Annotated in this window: 16 protein-coding genes; 5 read left to right on the plus strand and 11 right to left on the minus strand. The window is 34.6% G+C overall.

Annotated elements, in window-relative coordinates; all coding sequences use genetic code 11:
- Window positions 1-14: 14 nt before the first annotated feature.
- The 3 genes from ABEG11_RS08765 to ABEG11_RS08775 all read left to right on the plus strand — a co-directional run bounded on the left by ABEG11_RS08765 (window position 15) and on the right by ABEG11_RS08775 (window position 4,219).
- Entirely contained in the window at window positions 15-779 is a 765-nt protein-coding gene (locus ABEG11_RS08765) for a sensor histidine kinase (protein WP_348823789.1), read from the plus strand.
- Window positions 748-1,464: a LytR/AlgR family response regulator transcription factor gene (locus ABEG11_RS08770; protein ID WP_348823790.1), complete on the plus strand. Its 717-nt coding sequence runs from the start codon at window positions 748-750 to the stop codon at window positions 1,462-1,464. Before ABEG11_RS08765 ends, ABEG11_RS08770 begins: the two co-directional genes overlap by 32 nt.
- A gap of 484 nt (window positions 1,465-1,948) precedes the next feature.
- Window positions 1,949-4,219 carry a cation:proton antiporter gene (locus tag ABEG11_RS08775; RefSeq protein ID WP_348823791.1) on the plus strand — a complete coding sequence of 757 codons (2,271 nt, stop codon included), beginning with the start codon at window positions 1,949-1,951 and terminating at the stop codon, window positions 4,217-4,219.
- Window positions 4,220-4,268: 49 nt separating this feature from the next.
- On the opposite strand, the gene ABEG11_RS08780 is transcribed toward ABEG11_RS08775, so the two are convergent.
- The 4 genes from ABEG11_RS08780 to ABEG11_RS08795 all read right to left on the minus strand — a co-directional run bounded on the left by ABEG11_RS08780 (window position 4,269) and on the right by ABEG11_RS08795 (window position 9,797).
- Complete coding sequence (locus ABEG11_RS08780; protein WP_348823792.1) at window positions 4,269-6,764, minus strand: DUF5686 family protein; 2,496 nt, start codon at window positions 6,762-6,764, stop codon at window positions 4,269-4,271.
- Between the two features lie 114 nt (window positions 6,765-6,878).
- Window positions 6,879-7,442 (minus strand): ribosome recycling factor, encoded by a 564-nt coding sequence (gene frr / locus ABEG11_RS08785; protein WP_348823793.1) that lies wholly within the window; start codon window positions 7,440-7,442, stop codon window positions 6,879-6,881.
- A 127-nt stretch (window positions 7,443-7,569) separates the two neighbouring features.
- Complete coding sequence (gene pyrH, locus ABEG11_RS08790) at window positions 7,570-8,277, minus strand: UMP kinase (protein ID WP_348823794.1); 708 nt, start codon at window positions 8,275-8,277, stop codon at window positions 7,570-7,572.
- A 305-nt stretch (window positions 8,278-8,582) separates the two neighbouring features.
- Window positions 8,583-9,797 (minus strand): outer membrane beta-barrel protein, encoded by a 1,215-nt coding sequence (locus ABEG11_RS08795; protein ID WP_348823795.1) that lies wholly within the window; start codon window positions 9,795-9,797, stop codon window positions 8,583-8,585.
- Between the two features lie 401 nt (window positions 9,798-10,198).
- On the opposite strand from ABEG11_RS08795, the gene ABEG11_RS08800 reads away from it, so the two are divergent.
- Window positions 10,199-10,816: a thioredoxin family protein gene (locus ABEG11_RS08800; RefSeq protein WP_348823796.1), complete on the plus strand. Its 618-nt coding sequence runs from the start codon at window positions 10,199-10,201 to the stop codon at window positions 10,814-10,816.
- Between the two features lie 303 nt (window positions 10,817-11,119).
- On the opposite strand, the gene truB is transcribed toward ABEG11_RS08800, so the two are convergent.
- From truB to ABEG11_RS08820, 4 genes are all read right to left on the minus strand, one after another.
- Complete coding sequence (gene truB / locus ABEG11_RS08805) at window positions 11,120-11,818, minus strand: tRNA pseudouridine(55) synthase TruB (RefSeq protein WP_348823797.1); 699 nt, start codon at window positions 11,816-11,818, stop codon at window positions 11,120-11,122.
- A complete protein-coding gene (locus ABEG11_RS08810; protein WP_348823798.1) occupies window positions 11,818-12,615 on the minus strand; it encodes an undecaprenyl-diphosphate phosphatase in 798 nt (265 codons plus the stop codon). The genes truB and ABEG11_RS08810 overlap by 1 nt, the downstream gene beginning before the upstream one ends.
- 92 nt (window positions 12,616-12,707) lie before the next feature.
- Entirely contained in the window at window positions 12,708-12,956 is a 249-nt protein-coding gene (locus tag ABEG11_RS08815) for a DUF3098 domain-containing protein (RefSeq protein WP_348823799.1), read from the minus strand.
- Between the two features lie 81 nt (window positions 12,957-13,037).
- Window positions 13,038-13,913: a cell division protein FtsX gene (locus ABEG11_RS08820; RefSeq protein ID WP_348823800.1), complete on the minus strand. Its 876-nt coding sequence runs from the start codon at window positions 13,911-13,913 to the stop codon at window positions 13,038-13,040.
- 98 nt (window positions 13,914-14,011) lie between these two features.
- On the opposite strand from ABEG11_RS08820, the gene ABEG11_RS08825 reads away from it, so the two are divergent.
- Entirely contained in the window at window positions 14,012-14,185 is a 174-nt protein-coding gene (locus ABEG11_RS08825) for a hypothetical protein (RefSeq protein ID WP_348823801.1), read from the plus strand.
- Between the two features lie 130 nt (window positions 14,186-14,315).
- Here ABEG11_RS08825 and ABEG11_RS08830 read toward each other — a convergent pair whose 3' ends face one another.
- From ABEG11_RS08830 to ABEG11_RS08840, 3 genes are read right to left on the minus strand one after another with little or no spacing between them, the layout of a single operon-like run.
- On the minus strand, window positions 14,316-15,191 hold the full coding sequence (locus ABEG11_RS08830) for a sulfate/molybdate ABC transporter ATP-binding protein (RefSeq protein ID WP_348823802.1): 876 nt from the start codon (window positions 15,189-15,191) through the stop codon (window positions 14,316-14,318).
- Window positions 15,188-15,865, minus strand: coding sequence for a molybdate ABC transporter permease subunit (gene modB / locus ABEG11_RS08835; RefSeq protein WP_348823803.1), 678 nt, complete (start codon window positions 15,863-15,865; stop codon window positions 15,188-15,190). The genes ABEG11_RS08830 and modB overlap by 4 nt, the downstream gene beginning before the upstream one ends.
- On the minus strand, window positions 15,858-16,259 hold the full coding sequence (locus ABEG11_RS08840) for a TOBE domain-containing protein (RefSeq protein WP_348823804.1): 402 nt from the start codon (window positions 16,257-16,259) through the stop codon (window positions 15,858-15,860). The genes modB and ABEG11_RS08840 overlap by 8 nt, the downstream gene beginning before the upstream one ends.
- Between the last annotated feature and the right edge of the window lie 13 nt (window positions 16,260-16,272).

The following is a 16,272-nucleotide window of genomic DNA, read 5'->3' on the forward strand; positions in this document are numbered from 1 at the left end:
ATATTTCAAATCAAATGGATAACGCACAAGAAAACAACACTCTCATATATGTACTACTGGTAATTATTCTGGTGTTCGCTGTGGTGCTTTGTTATCTTATTTATAGATTGACCGCTTCCGCAAAAGCTAAAAAAAGTGTTGAAGAGCAGTTTGGTCTGCTGGAAATGAAAGTTAATAATCTGCAGCTGGAAACGCTGGAGTCACGCCTCAATCCGCATCTTTTCAAAAATATTCTCAACTCGATTCAGTCTCATGCTTATCAGACGTATTTTGCTCTGGATAAACTGGCGAATGTTCTGGATTATATTTTATACGAAAGCAGAAAAAAGTTTGTTTCTCCAAAAGAAGAAATCCAGTTTGCCTTAAATCTGATTGAAATCAACAAAATTAAGGTAAGCCCGCTTTTTGAACTGAAAGTGAAAACCAAGATTGACGAAACCGAAAAGCTTTATGAACAAAATCTGCTGGCACCGCTGATTTCGATTGATTTAATAGAAAATGCCTTCAAGCACGCCGATCTGCAGAGCGCCGATGCTTTTATTTCGATATTATTTGAGTTCAAGGACAATTGTTTCAGTCTGACAGTTTCCAATAAAATTTCGGAGAAAAAAGCTTTGATAAAAGAACGAAGCGGTATTGGAGCCACAACTTTGGAACAGCGGCTGAAAATTATCTACAAAAATCAGTTCAAATTGGATAAATTTGTTGAAAACGACATTTATATTGCGCATTTAAAAATCAATCTCCTTGAATACAAAAATCAAATGCTTACTTCTTGACGATGAACTTCCGGGTTTGACTTACCTGAAAATGCTTTGTGAGCAGATTCCCGAATTGGAAATTGTAAAAGCGTTTAATGATCCTCAAAAATTACTGGAAGAAGTTCCCAAACTCGATTTTGATCTGTGTATTTCGGATATCGAAATGCCTGGAATTGACGGTTTGACTCTGGCGGGTTTACTGCAGGACAAACTTGTTATTTTTACAACTGCTTACAAAAATTATGCTGCCGATGCTTTTGATATTAATGCGGTAGATTATATCACAAAACCAGTTACAAAGGAACGTTTGGAAAAAGCGGTCGCCAAAGCTCTTAAACGATTCCAAAAACTGGATGCTTCCAAAAAATTCATTCATCTGAATACTGATAAAGGAAAGTCGTTATTGCATTTTGACCAGATTCAGTATATAAAAACAGCTGCAGACAGCAGGGACAAGGAAGTATATCTTGCAGATGGCGGTGTTTTAATTCTGAAAAATATCAATTTTGAATCGTTACTGAATCAGCTTCCCAAGGCTGATTTTTGCAGAGTGAATAAAAAGGAAATTATCGCTTTATCGGCAGTGCAGTTTTTCAATCATAATGAAATTACGCTTTCTATTCATGAAAAAAGCGGAAAACCAATTGTGCTGGTTTTGAGTGAAACGTATAGAAATGATTTTTTGGCGAAAGTGAAAATTTAACGCATTACTCCTTGATTTTTTTAAACATATAAGTCATATAAGTTTTATATATGATAAAAAAGTAAAAGAAAACAATATATTAAGACCTATAAGATTATTTAAGTTTTTATGACTGTCCGCAAAGTGTACTAAATATTTTTTGCCTGATTACACAGATTTTCACAGATTTTATAAGCGTTATTAAAGAAATCTGTGTAAATTTTTTTAATCTGTGGCCAATTTTATTGGTTTGGTATTAGTTACGGATAGTCATATAAGTTTTTTTCAAATCGCTTAAATAGGCTTAAATGTCTTTGCTTTTTAAAGATTTCCAGCTAATAAAAAAAGGGAAAACTTATATGGCTTATATGTTTAAAATCCATTTGACGGAACTGTTATTACAAAGTTTTCCTCTCTTGTTACATCCAGCTAAAATTAACTGCCAATCCGTTTTAGGCTTTCAAAATCTGTTCCCATATTTGTACGTGAATTAACTACTTACTACATGAAAAATTTAACGAAATCTTTTTTTTATCTGATAATGATTGGCGGTTTCTCAGGATTGATCTATTGGATTATCCTAAAAGGGAAAATGCTGGAAACTGGACGAAATATTGTGTCTAATCATCAAGAAAATGGACATTGGAATGATTTTGTAACCTCAATGTCACATAATCTGCAGCATCCTTTGTCTATTCTTTTGGCACAGATCGTAACTATTATTTTGGCAGCCCGTTTCTTTGGCTGGGTCTGCCGAAAAATTGGACAGCCAACAGTAATCGGTGAAATGATTGCCGGTATTGTTTTAGGCCCGTCTTTGATCGGGATGTATTTTCCGGAATTCTCGGCCATGCTGTTTCCAAAGGATTCATTAGGAAATCTTCAGTTTTTGAGCCAGATTGGATTAATTCTTTTCATGTTTGTCATAGGAATGGAACTCGATTTAAAAGTGCTCAAGAACAAAGCGCATGATGCCGTAGTAATTAGTCATGCCAGTATTATTGTTCCGTTTGCATTAGGTCTGGGCTTGGCTTATTATATTTATTATTCTTTTGCACCGGCAGGAGTAGAGTTTCTTTCTTTTGGATTGTTTTTGGGAATTGCAATGAGTATTACGGCATTTCCTGTTTTGGCAGGTATTGTCCGCGAACGAGGAATTCATAAAACAAAATTAGGAGCAATTGTGATTACCTGCGCTGCTGCCGATGATATTACAGCTTGGTGTATTCTTGCGGCTGTTATCGCTATTGTAAAGGCAGGCTCATTTACCAGCTCATTGTATGTTATTGTTCTGGCGGTTTTTTATGTGCTTGTGATGCTGAAAATCGTCCGCCCTTTCTTAAAAAAGGTTGGTGATTTGAGATCGACAAGAGAAAGCCTGAGTAAACCGATTGTTGCGATTTTCTTTTTGACTCTACTGCTTTCTTCTTATGTTTCCGAACTGATAGGAATTCACGCTTTATTTGGTGCTTTCCTTGCGGGGGCAATCATGCCGGAAAACAATAAGTTCCGTTCTATTTTTATCGAAAAAATAGAAGATGTTTCGGTTGTTGTTCTGCTTCCTTTATTCTTTGTTTTTACTGGTTTGAGAACCCAGATCGGGCTGATTGACGACCCGAATCTGTGGAAAGTTACGGGAGTTATTATTATGGTTGCCGTAGCCGGTAAATTTTTTGGAAGCGCAATTGCAGCAAAGTTTGTGGGGCACAGCTGGAAAGACAGTCTGTCTATTGGTACCTTAATGAATACCCGCGGACTGATGGAATTGGTCGTACTGAATATTGGGTATGACCTTGGTGTTCTGTCTGCCGAAATTTTTACAATGATGGTGATTATGGCATTGGTAACTACGTTTATGACAGGACCTGCCTTGGATTTAATCAACTTTATGTTCAAAGATAAACCAACGGCTATTCCTGAAGAAATCAGCAGTAAAAGCAAATACAAAATCCTTATTTCTTTTGCGACAGCAGATAAAGGGAAACTGCTGCTAAAAGTAGCCAACAGTTTCGTCAAGAAACAAGGCGGCAATACGATAGTAACTGCGATGCATTTGACATTGAGTTCGGAACTGCATTCCTTCGATGTGAAGGAACATGAAAAAGAAGTCTTTCTGCCTGTTATTTCCGAATCCGAAAATCTGAACCAAAAAATAGTCACTCATTTTAAAGTGTCCAATGATATTGATTCTGATATTACCGAAACGGCCAATCAGGGCGATTATGATTTACTGCTGGTTGGTTTGGGACAGTCTATTTTTGAAGGGACATTATTGGGGAAAGTGCTTGGATTTACAACGCGGATTATCAATCCTGACCGTTTTATTGATAAAATTACCGGTAAAGAAGGGCTGTTCGAAAATTCTCCTTTTGATGAAAGAACAAGACAGATTATTGCCAACAGCAAAATGCCTGTCGGAATATTGGTAGATAAACAACTAGAAGAAATAAACCGTGTTTTTGTGCCGATTTTCTCTGCAGAAGACGGCTTTCTGATGGAATTTGCCCAAAAGCTGATCCATAATAACGGCTCCCAAATTACGGTTTCGGATTCTATGGGCGAAGCCAGAAAAAACAGGGAGATTCAGGAAGCAGTGCGTTCCATCGAGCAGATTGCGCCAAACCATATCATGATGATGCAGGAAAGAACGATCAAAAAAGAGTTTCTGGAGCAGCAGGATTTAATGATTATCAGCCTTGAAAGCTGGAAAAAACTGATTGACTCTCACAGTATCTGGCTCAATAATACGCCTTCAGTATTGATTATTAAACCTTGATTATTAATAGTTCTGGCAGTTTTTTTTCTGGAAAATTGCCAGAGTTTTTTTAAAAGCTTAAATCCAGTATAAAAGTAAGTTTTATGGCAATATTGTCTTTGATATCATCCAGATGATTTGGTCCGTAACGATAATACCCGCCAATTCCCAATCCATTATAGATTTGATTGAACTCTAAACCCGATTCAAAAAAGCCTTTGTCCAAAGTTTTGTATTCTATGCCTATATGTGTTTCGGGATTTTGCATACTGCCCCAAGCCATTCTGGTTACAAAATCTATGGCAGGTTTTATATTTTTAAACAAGAAAATCCTATTGAAACCGTGCTTGAATTGGAAAGACATGTATTGGCTTGAGAAAAATTCATTGAAATACATGGTTTCGAAACTGTTTTTTCCGGCAAATGTGATTCTTTGAAATATAGTATTCTGGTTCAAGTTGTTTGGGGAAATACTGTAAAGCTGTGGCAGAGGAAGGTCTCCATAGGCTCGGCCAGCTTCAAATAATAAAAAAGTCCGCTGTCCGTCTAAATGATTGATCAGATATTCTCCCTTAAAATCTATTTTTGTAAAGCTAAAATCATTTTTCAAAACATCTGGCATCGACTGTATAAGCTGAAATGTAAATTTTGGGTATCTTTTTTCGGCTTCGATCCTTCCAGTAGGCGTTTGCATATAATCGCTAAAGGGATTCCATTTTATAGATAATGTTGCCGTAGTCATCCTGTAGGAACTGTATGCTGTACCGTCTAGATAATAGGTATAATTAAATTTAGGTGTTACAAATGAATTGGACAGTGCCAATATGGTTTCCGTTTTTGGGATAATTTTGGTTTCCAAAGCTATTCGCCATTGTTCATACCTGTAAAATGTACTGAAATTGATTGAGCGGGGATCGTATATCTTGAAAGCTTTTTTTTCGACTACATAATCCGTGCTGGCTATTTCCCTGAGGTCATCAGTATAGCTTCCGCTGATCCAAGTATTGGAAAACTTATCCACTCTGGCACCGAGGCCTGCATTGTATTTAAAATCGTAATCTCTTAATCCATAAGCAGAATAGCCTTCAATCCGGTATTTTCTTGAAAAATCATCATTGGTAGTCCCGCCGATTCCTAATCGGAGGCCTTCGTAATTATTGTAGCTTATAATTTTTTTTAAATCAAGATCCCAGACTTTAATTGGAAAGTAGCCGCTAATGATTTTTCTTCCAAGATTGATTCTGCTTTCTATTCTTTTTTTTATTGAGATGCTATCGAGAGAGAGATAGGTGCTTTTGCTGCGGCTATCCAGATTACCTTTTCTGTATTCTTCCCAAAAGCTTTCTGGTTTATTTATGGCATCGTCCTTAATTTCGATAGCCACAATTGGCTTCTTGATTACTACAGGAGTATTGTATTCAATGTCAAAGTTGGTCGTTTGCGAAAGCACATAAACATAATCGGATTCAGTTCTTTTTCTTGGTTTCAGGTTTTCTTCAATGTCACCATCAAACTGGATTGTACCTCCCAGAATTTTTATATCATCATCATTGGTACCTTTTACGATTTTAAACTTTTTTTCGGCAGGAAACCATAATTCCTGTTCTGGAATATATTGGAATTCATGAATACTGCTAATATTCAATATTCCCCTGATCCGCATTATTGCTTTTGCAATACCAAAATTATTTTGGTCAATGTATAGTATGCCTTCAAGTCCGGCTTCCTTTTTCTTTTTTTTGTTTTTAAAATGAATCATAAAAGCATTCCTGCCGTTTATAGCAACGGTATCCAGAAGCTTGTAGTTGTAATCCTGTAATGCATTATTTGCTATTGGACTATTGTAGTTAGTTTCGAAAAGTTCATATTTCGAGTCGTATATAGAGAACGACTGCAGGCTGAAAGTTAATATTTCATAAACAGGCTGTTTGAATCCAGCCATGCGGGTTCCCAAAATGGTTTCTTTTAATCTCTTATTGTCGTATTGGTATTGTGATACTTTCTCTGTCTGGAATAAATGATGTTTTTTTATGAGCTGCTTGAATTTGTAATCAGTGGAATCTATTTTTTTGAAATGTTTTCCAAAAGGGCTGGTGACAAATACCGAATCTATACTGCCATTGATAGAATCTGGATTGGCAGTAACAATGAGTTTGTTGTAGGATTTGAATTCAAAACTGCTGAGTTTCTGCTGGGGATTGTTTTTTGCTTTGTTTTGAATAGCGTTTTTTATTATGGCCAAAGCTGGATTTGCTTTAGCGATAAAAACCTCGTTCAGCGGGTTTATTTTTGGTGTAAGCGCTATTTTGTAAAATGATTGATTGCTTGTTGTTTGGATAGTTTCGTTAATGTATCCAACATAAGAAATGCTGATGGATTCTATTTTATGTTTGGATGCGATGCTGAACTTTCCATCAACATCCGAAATAGCGTTTGTGCCATCACTTAAAACAATGGATGCAAAAGGGAGCGTTTTTTGTGTAGAGGCATCTTTCACAATTCCATTGGCTTGAAATTGTGCCTGAAGAGAAAGCGTAAAGAAGAACAGTAAAATAAAGTGCTTCATAAAACGGTTTAATACAGTGCGTTTATATGTGTTTTTGCTGGACAAAAATAGGAATAAAAAAATCTGTCTTGCTCAAAAAAACAAGACAGATTTAATATTTGTCACATCATGAGATTAAACCTTCATGATCTCGGCTTCTTTTACAGCAAGAAGTTCATCAATTTTTTTAATATAAGAGTTAGTCAGGTTTTGCACTTGCTCTTCGGCACTTTTGCATATATCTTCTGAAGTACCTTCTTTCTCTAATTTTTTAATATCAGTATTAGCATCTTTTCGGGCATTTCTAATTCCGATTTTAGCATCTTCCGCTTCAGATTTGGCTTGTTTTGCCAGCTCTCGTCTTCGGTCTTCGGTAAGCGGGGGAACACTGATTATAATCACATCTCCATTATTCATTGGATTAAATCCAAGATTAGCAATCATAATTGCTTTTTCAATAGGGTGCAGCATGTTTTTTTCGAAAGGCTGCAAAGTAATTGTTCTGGCATCAGGAACGCTTATTTTGGATACTTGCGATAATGGAGAAGCAGACCCGTAATAATCTACAAAAACACTTCCAAGCATTGCAGGTGAGGCTTTGCCCGCACGAATATTTAAAAAAGCTTTTTCTAAATGCTCAATAGAACCAGTCATGGATTCTTCGGTACTGTCTAATATAAATTCAATTTCTTCAGTCATAATTTAGATTTTTAGATTATTTGATTTTTAGACTATATTTATTTTAAAAGTTAACAGATTTATTAGTGTTTACTATTAATTTAATCTGTCAATATAAATTCTTGAAGTCTAAAAATCTAATGGTCTATTATATATTAACTACTGTTCCAATATTTTCTCCTTCACAGATTTTCAATAAGTTTCCTGATTTGTTCATGTCAAAAACCACGATCGGCAATTTGTTTTCTTGGCTCAGGGTAAATGCAGTTGTGTCCATTACATTTAATCCTTTTTTCAGCACATCATCAAAAGAAATGAAATCAAATTTAACTGCTGAAGCATTTTTTTCTGGATCACAATCATAAACGCCATCAACTCTTGTGCCTTTTAATATAACATCAGCATTGATTTCGATGCCACGTAAAACTGCGGCTGTATCTGTAGTAAAATATGGATTTCCTGTTCCTGCGCCAAAAATTACAATTCTCCCTTTCTCTAAGTGACGATCGGCTCTTCTTTTAATATAAGGTTCTGCGATGGATTCTATTTTTAAAGCAGTCTGCAGGCGGGTTTTTATTCCTTTGTCTTCAATAGCGCCTTGCAATGCCATTCCGTTAATAACTGTAGCGAGCATTCCCATATAATCTCCTTGTACTCTGTCCATTCCTTTGCTGGCTCCTGCAACACCTCTAAAAATATTTCCTCCACCAATTACAATTGCAATTTCAACTCCTGTATCGTGAATCTGTTTGATTTCATCGGCATATTCGGACAATCGTTTCGGGTCAATACCATATTGTAAATCACCCATTAAAGCTTCACCACTTAATTTCAGAAGGATTCTTTTGTATTTCATCAGTCAGTTTTATTTTTTTTAAGGTCACTTTCGTTTATCGAAAGCAATTTCGTAAGCCATCGAGCTAAATCTTACGAAATTTGTGCAAATATAGACATATTCTGTTTTTTTTGAAAATAGTGTTACTTAAAAAATTTAAATTAAATTTTTGTAAGATTTTTACCTGTTTTTAAGATTAGTGGCGTAAATATTTTGATGCGTAATGCATGTGCTTTTCTTTAGATTCTTTTAAAAAAGTTACGATGGCTTAATGTCGGATTGTAAAATTATAATCCGACATTTTGTGTCATTCCATCAGCATAATTTTAAAACAGTGTGTAGCCTAAAATAATTGAAGTGGTTTTATAATCAGAATCCCAAAAATTATAATCCAATAAAATTTTTCTGCTCGTATTATATCTCATTTCAATGCTGTATTTATTATGGAATTTATAACCTATTCCAAAAGCTATATTTGATGTATTGTTAATCTCTAATGGCGTTGAATAATCAATATTTCCGATTTTATATTGAATTTGAGAATTAAAAGCCACAGCAAAAACCAAAGAAGCATTTATAAATATTTTAGAATTGCTGTTTAGAAAAAAATAATGTCTTAAGCCTACAGGGATTTCTAGATATTTATATGTTGCTTCTGCTTTCAATGGAGTAGTATATGTAGTAGCATCTTTTGTTGTTTCAACATCATAAATTTGATAGGTGGGTTCTATTAAAATTGACCATTTGTTTTTATTAAATGGTAAAATAAATTCTGTTTCAATTCCAAATCCGAAAGTTGTTTTTTTTCCAAAATCAGTACTTCGGTATTTGGATTCGGAATTGTTTATGCTTAGTGAAGAACTGTTTATACGCGGTCTTAGCGTCAAGTTGAATACATCTTTCTTTTTTTTCATAGTGTAATCAACAATGTTAGCATTACTGCATTTATTGTATTCGCTAAACAGATTCACTAAACTGTTTTCATTATACTTAAGTTTCAAAAGATTTTTAATGTCAATTAATGAGCATTTTAAATTGTCGAATAGCTGTTTTCTGAACATATTGTTCTCTACAATCTGATTCTCTGAGTTTTTATAACTTTTTAACACTAATTGCTCAATCTTTGAGCCGTCCACATTATAGAAATATTTTACTGAGCTGCCTCCTCCTGAATATAAATTTGCTTTGCTTTCAATCAATACTTTTAAAAACAGCTGTGTTTGTTTAAATTTAGGATTCATGTCATAACTCATATCATTGATGTCCTCGCTTGATATTTCTACTTCAACAGTCTCCCTTATATATTTTGTGATGCCGTAAATTCCGAACTCTTTGACAGAATCGATATTATTTGTTTTTATATCGTCACTTTCGGACAGTCTGTATTTAAAATCAGTAGGATCGCCTAACCAGTCATTATTTTTAATAAAGCATTCAGTTTTTTGCCCCGAATTGTCTATATAATAACCCTTTTCATAAGAAATTTGAGAGTAACTGCTAACGGTTAACAGTGTGGTAAAAAGTAGTAATAATTTTTTCATTTTGTGGTTTAATAATTTTAAAAATGAGTAATGGCTTTTATGTGTAAGTATACGAAAATATTAATTCATTACATTGAATTAATAGATTTTTTCTTATCAAAAAAGAGGGTGCCAGTAGTTAGAGGATATCTATTGTTTATTGATGTAGTGTGATTTATGATTAATTGAAAGGAGGACTGCAGAATATACTATAATTATTTATTTTGTTTGATCCAAAGTGATTTTTATCACATTTTATACATATTCATATCTGTAAATTTGTATTAAATAAACTTGTATATGAAATGAGCATATTGTTATTGAGGAAGCTTTAGAGTAATCGCGAAAAAACGATGAAAGAAACTCCAATTTAGCAATAACAATATGTAAATTTCTTTTAATATGAATTAAATTAAAGGATAATGAAACGTTTAGTCGCCCAAGCATTGTTTAACAGCTATTCCTATTCAGAATACAAAAAAGTGGTAACTGATTTGCTTGCTGAAGGAAAGCCAACAGGAAATAATCAATCAAAGGAATTGCTGGATTATAGTATCCTGAACGAGACAAGAATGAAACGCTTGGATAAAACCTTAGAAGTTCCTGAAAGGGTTGCAGCTAAATTAAAATCGTTAAAAAAAGAATATATCTGGCTGGTTATTGCTGAAGGCTGGTGCGGAGATGCAGCCCAAATTTTGCCAGTGCTGAATAAAATGGCCTGCGAAACTAATAAGATTAAATTGAAAATTATTTTCCGCGATGCGAATGATGAGGTGATGAATCAATATTTGACAAACGGAGCCAGGGCTATCCCAAAGCTGCTGATTATTGATAAAGAATCTGGTAAAGTCTGCGATCATTGGGGGCCAAGGCCTAAAGGTGCCGCAGTTTTAATTAATAATTATAAAGAACAATTTGGAGGCATTGATGATGAGGCCAAAACACAATTACAGCTATGGTATTTGCATGATAAAGGGCTGTCTGTGCAAAATGAAGTCCTTGAAAAAATGTATTCTATAAAAGAATGTGTCTGTCTGTAATTTTTTTTGTTTTTTGTATAAAAAAAATGTAACTTGCTGATTGCTAATCAGGTCTGCTGTTTTGATTTACTTTTTTTAGGTGTCTTTAAATATTGTTTAACAATTAAAAAACATCGTTATGAAAAAACTATTTGAAAAATTTTATGATTATGTGTCACATTTTCTATTTGGAAATGAAAGTGCAGTTCATTATTGATCAATGAAGTAAGCAAGTTGAAAAAGTGTATAAATTGATACACTTTAAATTTCAGCAAAAGCGCATTGCAAATTCACTTTGATATTTGTAATGCGTTTTTTTTGTGATTATAATTTTGAAATAAGGGTTTGCTCAAAATCATTGACATTTATAGCATCTGCTACATTATAATGGCCAATTTTAGTTCTGCGCAAAACAGTCAGATGCGATCCAGAATTCATAGCTTTTCCAAAATCATAAGCAAGAGAGCGAATATAAGTTCCCTTACTGCAGACAACTCTAAAATCAACTTCAGGAAGTGCAATCCGGGTGATTTCAAATTCATGAATGGTAGTTTTTCTCGAAGCAATTTCTACCGTTTCACCAGCTCGGGCGTGTTCGTACAGACGTACTCCGTCTTTTTTTATGGCTGAAAAAACAGGTGGTTTTTGATCAATTTCACCCAAAAATTGTTTGACGGTCTCGTGAATCAAGGATTCGTTTATATGATCTGTTGAGAAAGTTTCATCTATTTCAGTTTCCAGATCATAGGAAGGAGTCGTTGCCCCAATATAAAAAGTACCTGTATATTCTTTGGCCTGACCCTGCAATTCAGAAATCTTTTTAGTGAATTTTCCAGTACAGACTAATAATAAGCCAGAAGCTAACGGATCTAAAGTTCCTGCATGTCCAATTTTGAATTTTTTGGGCAATCCTGCTTTGTTGATTAATGCATACTTAAGCTTATTTACCGCTTGAAAGGAAGTAAAATGCAAAGGCTTATCAATTAAGAGAACCTGACCGTTCAAAAAGTCTTCGGCTGTCATTAGATTATAGTCAATGGATGGATAAAATAGTGAATTGCCAGCAATACAATTCCAGCAATGATTCGGTAGTAGCCAAAAAATTTAAAACCGTTTTTGGTCAAAAATCCGATGAAGCTTTTTATTGCCAATAGTGCAACTATAAAAGCCACAATGTTTCCAATAACCAGTAAATTAATCTGATCATCTGATAGTACGAAGCCATCTTTATAATAATCATAACATTTTTTTGCAGTAGCTCCCAGCATGGTAGGAACTGCTAGAAAGAATGAAAATTCGGCTGCAGAAGTTCTAGATAATTTTTGTGACATTCCGCCCACAATAGAAGCACCGCTTCTGGAAACTCCCGGAATCATGGCAATACATTGGAATAAACCAATTTTTAAAGCCTGAACATACGTTATTTCGTTTGAAGTTTCTGATGCATTTGGGTTATTAAACCATTCATCCACTTTTAGCAGAATAATACCGCCTATCAATAAGGAAACGGCAACTGTTACTGGGTTTTCAAGCAAAGCATCAATTTTTTTGCTGAAAAGCAAGCCAAAAACAACAGCAGGCATAAAAGCTGCTAATAATTTGAAATAAAAATCAAAGGATTGAAAAAAGCGTTTGAAGTACAAAATTACAACCGATAAGATTGCTCCCAGCTGAATTACAATAGTAAAAAGTTTGGTAAAGTCATCGTGAGCAATCCCAAAAAAGGACGAAGCAATAATCATGTGGCCGGTAGAAGAAACAGGCAGAAATTCGGTAATACCTTCAATAATGGCAAGAACAATAGCTTGTAGTGTATTCATTTGGATTTTTAGATTATTGGACTTTTAGAAGTTTAGATATCTTAGATTTTTTAGAAGTCTAAACGCTCTAATGATCTAATTTGTCTAGTTATCTATTGATCTTTTTTAGGATTTTTAAGAATAGCATAAACAGTAATTCCAAAACCAATTAAAACAGTTGTTGGTGCCAAGCGGATTCTTCTAAAATTGAATATTTCGTCGTTAAATACATTTGGATCGTCGCTCCCGCCACCAGACATGAGGATAAAGCCCAGCGCAATTACACCAATTCCAATCAATAGAATTTTATAGTTTACTTTTTCAAAAAGGAATTCGTGCTTATTTTCTTCGTTGTTTTTCATTTTCATCTTTTCATTGCGAGGAACGAAGTAGTTTCATTCCCAATATTTTAAAAGTTTTAAAGCTAAGATCTAAATCCTGAATTAGTATAAATCATCAGTTCTTAAATTCAGGAATCGCTGTGTTGCAAAATAAGTACTTATCCAGGTAATAAGTACACCAATTCCAAATATAGCAACTAATACAAGTGCTACTATTGCCTTGTCAGCTAAAATTTCTAAACCAGGGTAAGTATTATCGAGGTAAATCAGCAATCCTAATAATGCTATAATGGCAAGTCCCGCACCAATCATTCCAAGTTTTATGCTTCGCAAAACAAAAGGTTTGCGGATAAACGATTTGGTAGCGCCCACCATCTGCATAGTTTTAATGATAAATCGGTTGGAATATATGGACAAACGCAAAGAACTATTGATTAATAGTACAGCAATAATTGTCAAAAGACCACTTGCTATTAATATCCACATACTTACTTTTTGAATATTGTCGTTTACAAGATTCACTAATTGCTTGTCATAAACAATATCCGAAATCATAGGGTTTTTGCGAAAGCGGGATTCAATTTTTGCGATACTGTCTCTAACAACATAATTTGCCTTTAAATGGATGTCATATGAATTCTGCAAAGGATTTTCTCCTAAAAAGGTCATAAAATCTTCACCAATAATGTCCGAATGCTGTTTGGCCGCTGCTTCTTTAGAAACGTATACAAATGATCTTGCAAAACGGGCAGTTTTTAATTCTGTGTCAAAAGCTTTTACGATGCTGTCATTGGCTTCGTTTTTAAAGAACACAGTCATAGCAATTTCTTCCTTGAAATCATCTGCCAGTTTTCTAGAATTTATAATGAAAAAGCCCAGTATTCCTAAAAGAAATAATACTAAGAATATACTCAGGACTACCGAAAAATAGGAGGAAAGCAATCTGCGTTTTTGGAATTTATCAAATGATGAAGCCATAGTTTGTTGTAATTATGGGGTAAAAATAATAAACATATTCTTTAATTTGAAGTTAAAGTTTGTCAAAGTTTTAAGTTTTAATATAGAAAGATGATTTTTTGACTCAAATTATACCATTTGTAAATTATAAATCTGTTCTGCTGTCAGTTTTGGGTGCAGTCGATAATTATGATGGTGTCTCGACTGCGTTATCAAAAGCAGTTTTTCAAACGCCCAACAATTCGCAAACTTGTCATTCCGCAGGAATCTGTTTCTTGATAGCAGCAAAATAGATCTTTTCTTGTCGATTTTCTTGCGGAGATGCTTACAGCATGACAATATTGTGTCAAAGCATTTACTAAATAAAGACAAATCAATTAGTGAAAATTTAGTGTAATTCGTGTTTATTTTTCAGTTTAGTTTTTACTTCAATTTACTCAAAATTGGATTAAATGCTTTCGAAGAAACCACTATTTTTTCGCCTATTCTAAGAGATTTCGTTTCTTCTTCCATCGCAATGACTTTTACGATGCTGGTGCCGATTAGCACAGATACGATGTAAATAAAATTTTCTTTCTCGATTTTTAAAATTTCGCCTATGAACTGAAATTTGCCACTGTTGGAATGGCTCGAAAATACTTCAGAAGGAGTCCCCTGTTTTGCGATTGTGCCATTTTCAATAACGATTACCTGATCCGAAAGTTTATAAATTTCAGAAATATCGTGACTGACTAAAATGGTTGTCAAGTTGTATTTTCGATGTACTTCCAAAAGATAATCCTGCAGTTTTAAACGCATTTCGGTATCAACTGCCGAGAGCGGTTCGTCCAAAAGCAGAATGTCAGGCTGCCGAACTAAGGCTCGTGCCAAAGCGGCACGCTGCTGTTGTCCGCCTGATAAATGATTTGGTTTTTGATGCTGTAAAGAAACTAGCTCCATTGTCTGCAGCAGTTCGTCAATAATGGTTTTGTCCTGTCCTTTTTCCAAAGCAAAAAGAAGGTTTTCCCGAATGTTCATATTAGGAAACAATGCGTAATCCTGAAAAACGTAACCAATTTTACGTTTTTGTGTTGGCAGATTTATTTTCGAATTGGTGTCCAGCCAAAAGGTATCTTTTACTTTTATAGTTCCTTCATCTGGATTCATCAAGCCTGAAAGAATTTGCAAAGTTGTTGTTTTCCCAGAACCTGAAGCACCGTACAAAGTGACAAAATCATTTTCCTTGACTTGAAAATCAAGATTCAGAATCATTTCTCCCGATGCGGACTGCAGTTTTTTACTGATTTTAAATTCAATCATGGCAACGGACTTATTTTGCTGAAACGGCGGTTAATACTATAAACACTTAATAAAACAACAAAAGAAAAAACCAGTAAAATTGCCGAATATACATTAGCAGTATGATAATTCATTGCGGTTACTTCATCGAATACTGCTATCGAAACTACTTTAGTCTCATTTGGGATGCTTCCGCCAACCATTAATACGACTCCAAACTCGCCAATTGTATGAGCAAAACTGAGAACAGTTCCTGTCAGCAATGCCGTTTTCATATTTGGGAGGATGACATGCAAAATTGTCTGCCATCTGCTTTTTCCTAATGTGTAGGAAGCGTCAATCAAGTTTTTGGATATTGATTTGAAGCCGCTCTGAGCAGGCTGAACCATAAAAGGCAGACTGTATAAAACGGATGAAATAACTAATCCCGTAAAAGTAAACACCAGTCGGATATCGAAATAATTGTCCAAAAATTTACCAAAAGCATTTTCGGGACTAAAGGCAATCAGTAAATAAAAACCCAAAACTGATGGAGGTAAAACCAACGGCAGACTCACAATGGCTTCGATAATTACCTTTGATTTTATTTTGCTGTATGTCAACCAGTAAGCCAAAGGTAGTCCAACGATAAGTAAAATCACTGTCGTCGTAAAAGCTAGTTGCAGCGTGAGAAATATGGGTTCGAAATCAATCATTGGACAAACTTATTTCGTTGGTTTTTATCATGGCAGTGATTTCGTCATTTTCCCGAATGTCGAGCTGGTCAAAAGCGTTTCGGGTAATTACGGAAGTTATTTTTGCGGTTTCAAAATTCAGGACTATTTTGCAAAGTAATGCTCCTTTTTCAAACGAATCGACAACGCAGTCTATTTTGTTTTGAAGGCTGATAATTCCTGTGATTTTTTTGGCAAGAATGACTTCGGTTTCTTTGAAAAGTAATTTTATGTTATTTCCAGTTTTTAGATAAGATGCTGTTTCAGGAGTATCAATTACTATCGAAGTCAGCACACTATTTTGAACTTTTACTTTAACCATAGACAAAGAGCCTTCGGTTGTTATTTCGATAACATTTCCTGAAATAGAGTTCATTTTGACTTAAATT

The organism is Flavobacterium aestuarii (genome assembly GCF_040049115.1).
Taxonomy (GTDB): domain Bacteria; phylum Bacteroidota; class Bacteroidia; order Flavobacteriales; family Flavobacteriaceae; genus Flavobacterium; species Flavobacterium aestuarii.

Excerpts from the sequence above, each read along its gene's own strand:
- ABEG11_RS08765 (WP_348823789.1), top strand. The coding sequence starts at position 15 with ATGGATAACGCACAAGAAAACAACACTCTCATATATGTACTACTGGTA.
- ABEG11_RS08775 (WP_348823791.1), top strand. The coding sequence starts at position 1,949 with ATGAAAAATTTAACGAAATCTTTTTTTTATCTGATAATGATTGGCGGT.
- ABEG11_RS08780 (WP_348823792.1), bottom strand. The coding sequence starts at position 6,764 with ATGAAGCACTTTATTTTACTGTTCTTCTTTACGCTTTCTCTTCAGGCA.
- frr (WP_348823793.1), bottom strand. The coding sequence starts at position 7,442 with ATGACTGAAGAAATTGAATTTATATTAGACAGTACCGAAGAATCCATG.
- pyrH (WP_348823794.1), bottom strand. The coding sequence starts at position 8,277 with ATGAAATACAAAAGAATCCTTCTGAAATTAAGTGGTGAAGCTTTAATG.
- ABEG11_RS08795 (WP_348823795.1), bottom strand. The coding sequence starts at position 9,797 with ATGAAAAAATTATTACTACTTTTTACCACACTGTTAACCGTTAGCAGT.
- ABEG11_RS08800 (WP_348823796.1), top strand. The coding sequence starts at position 10,199 with ATGAAACGTTTAGTCGCCCAAGCATTGTTTAACAGCTATTCCTATTCA.
- truB (WP_348823797.1), bottom strand. The coding sequence starts at position 11,818 with ATGACAGCCGAAGACTTTTTGAACGGTCAGGTTCTCTTAATTGATAAG.
- ABEG11_RS08810 (WP_348823798.1), bottom strand. The coding sequence starts at position 12,615 with ATGAATACACTACAAGCTATTGTTCTTGCCATTATTGAAGGTATTACC.
- ABEG11_RS08815 (WP_348823799.1), bottom strand. The coding sequence starts at position 12,956 with ATGAAAAACAACGAAGAAAATAAGCACGAATTCCTTTTTGAAAAAGTA.
- ABEG11_RS08820 (WP_348823800.1), bottom strand. The coding sequence starts at position 13,913 with ATGGCTTCATCATTTGATAAATTCCAAAAACGCAGATTGCTTTCCTCC.
- ABEG11_RS08830 (WP_348823802.1), bottom strand. The coding sequence starts at position 15,191 with ATGATTGAATTTAAAATCAGTAAAAAACTGCAGTCCGCATCGGGAGAA.
- modB (WP_348823803.1), bottom strand. The coding sequence starts at position 15,865 with ATGATTGATTTCGAACCCATATTTCTCACGCTGCAACTAGCTTTTACG.
- ABEG11_RS08840 (WP_348823804.1), bottom strand. The coding sequence starts at position 16,259 with ATGAACTCTATTTCAGGAAATGTTATCGAAATAACAACCGAAGGCTCT.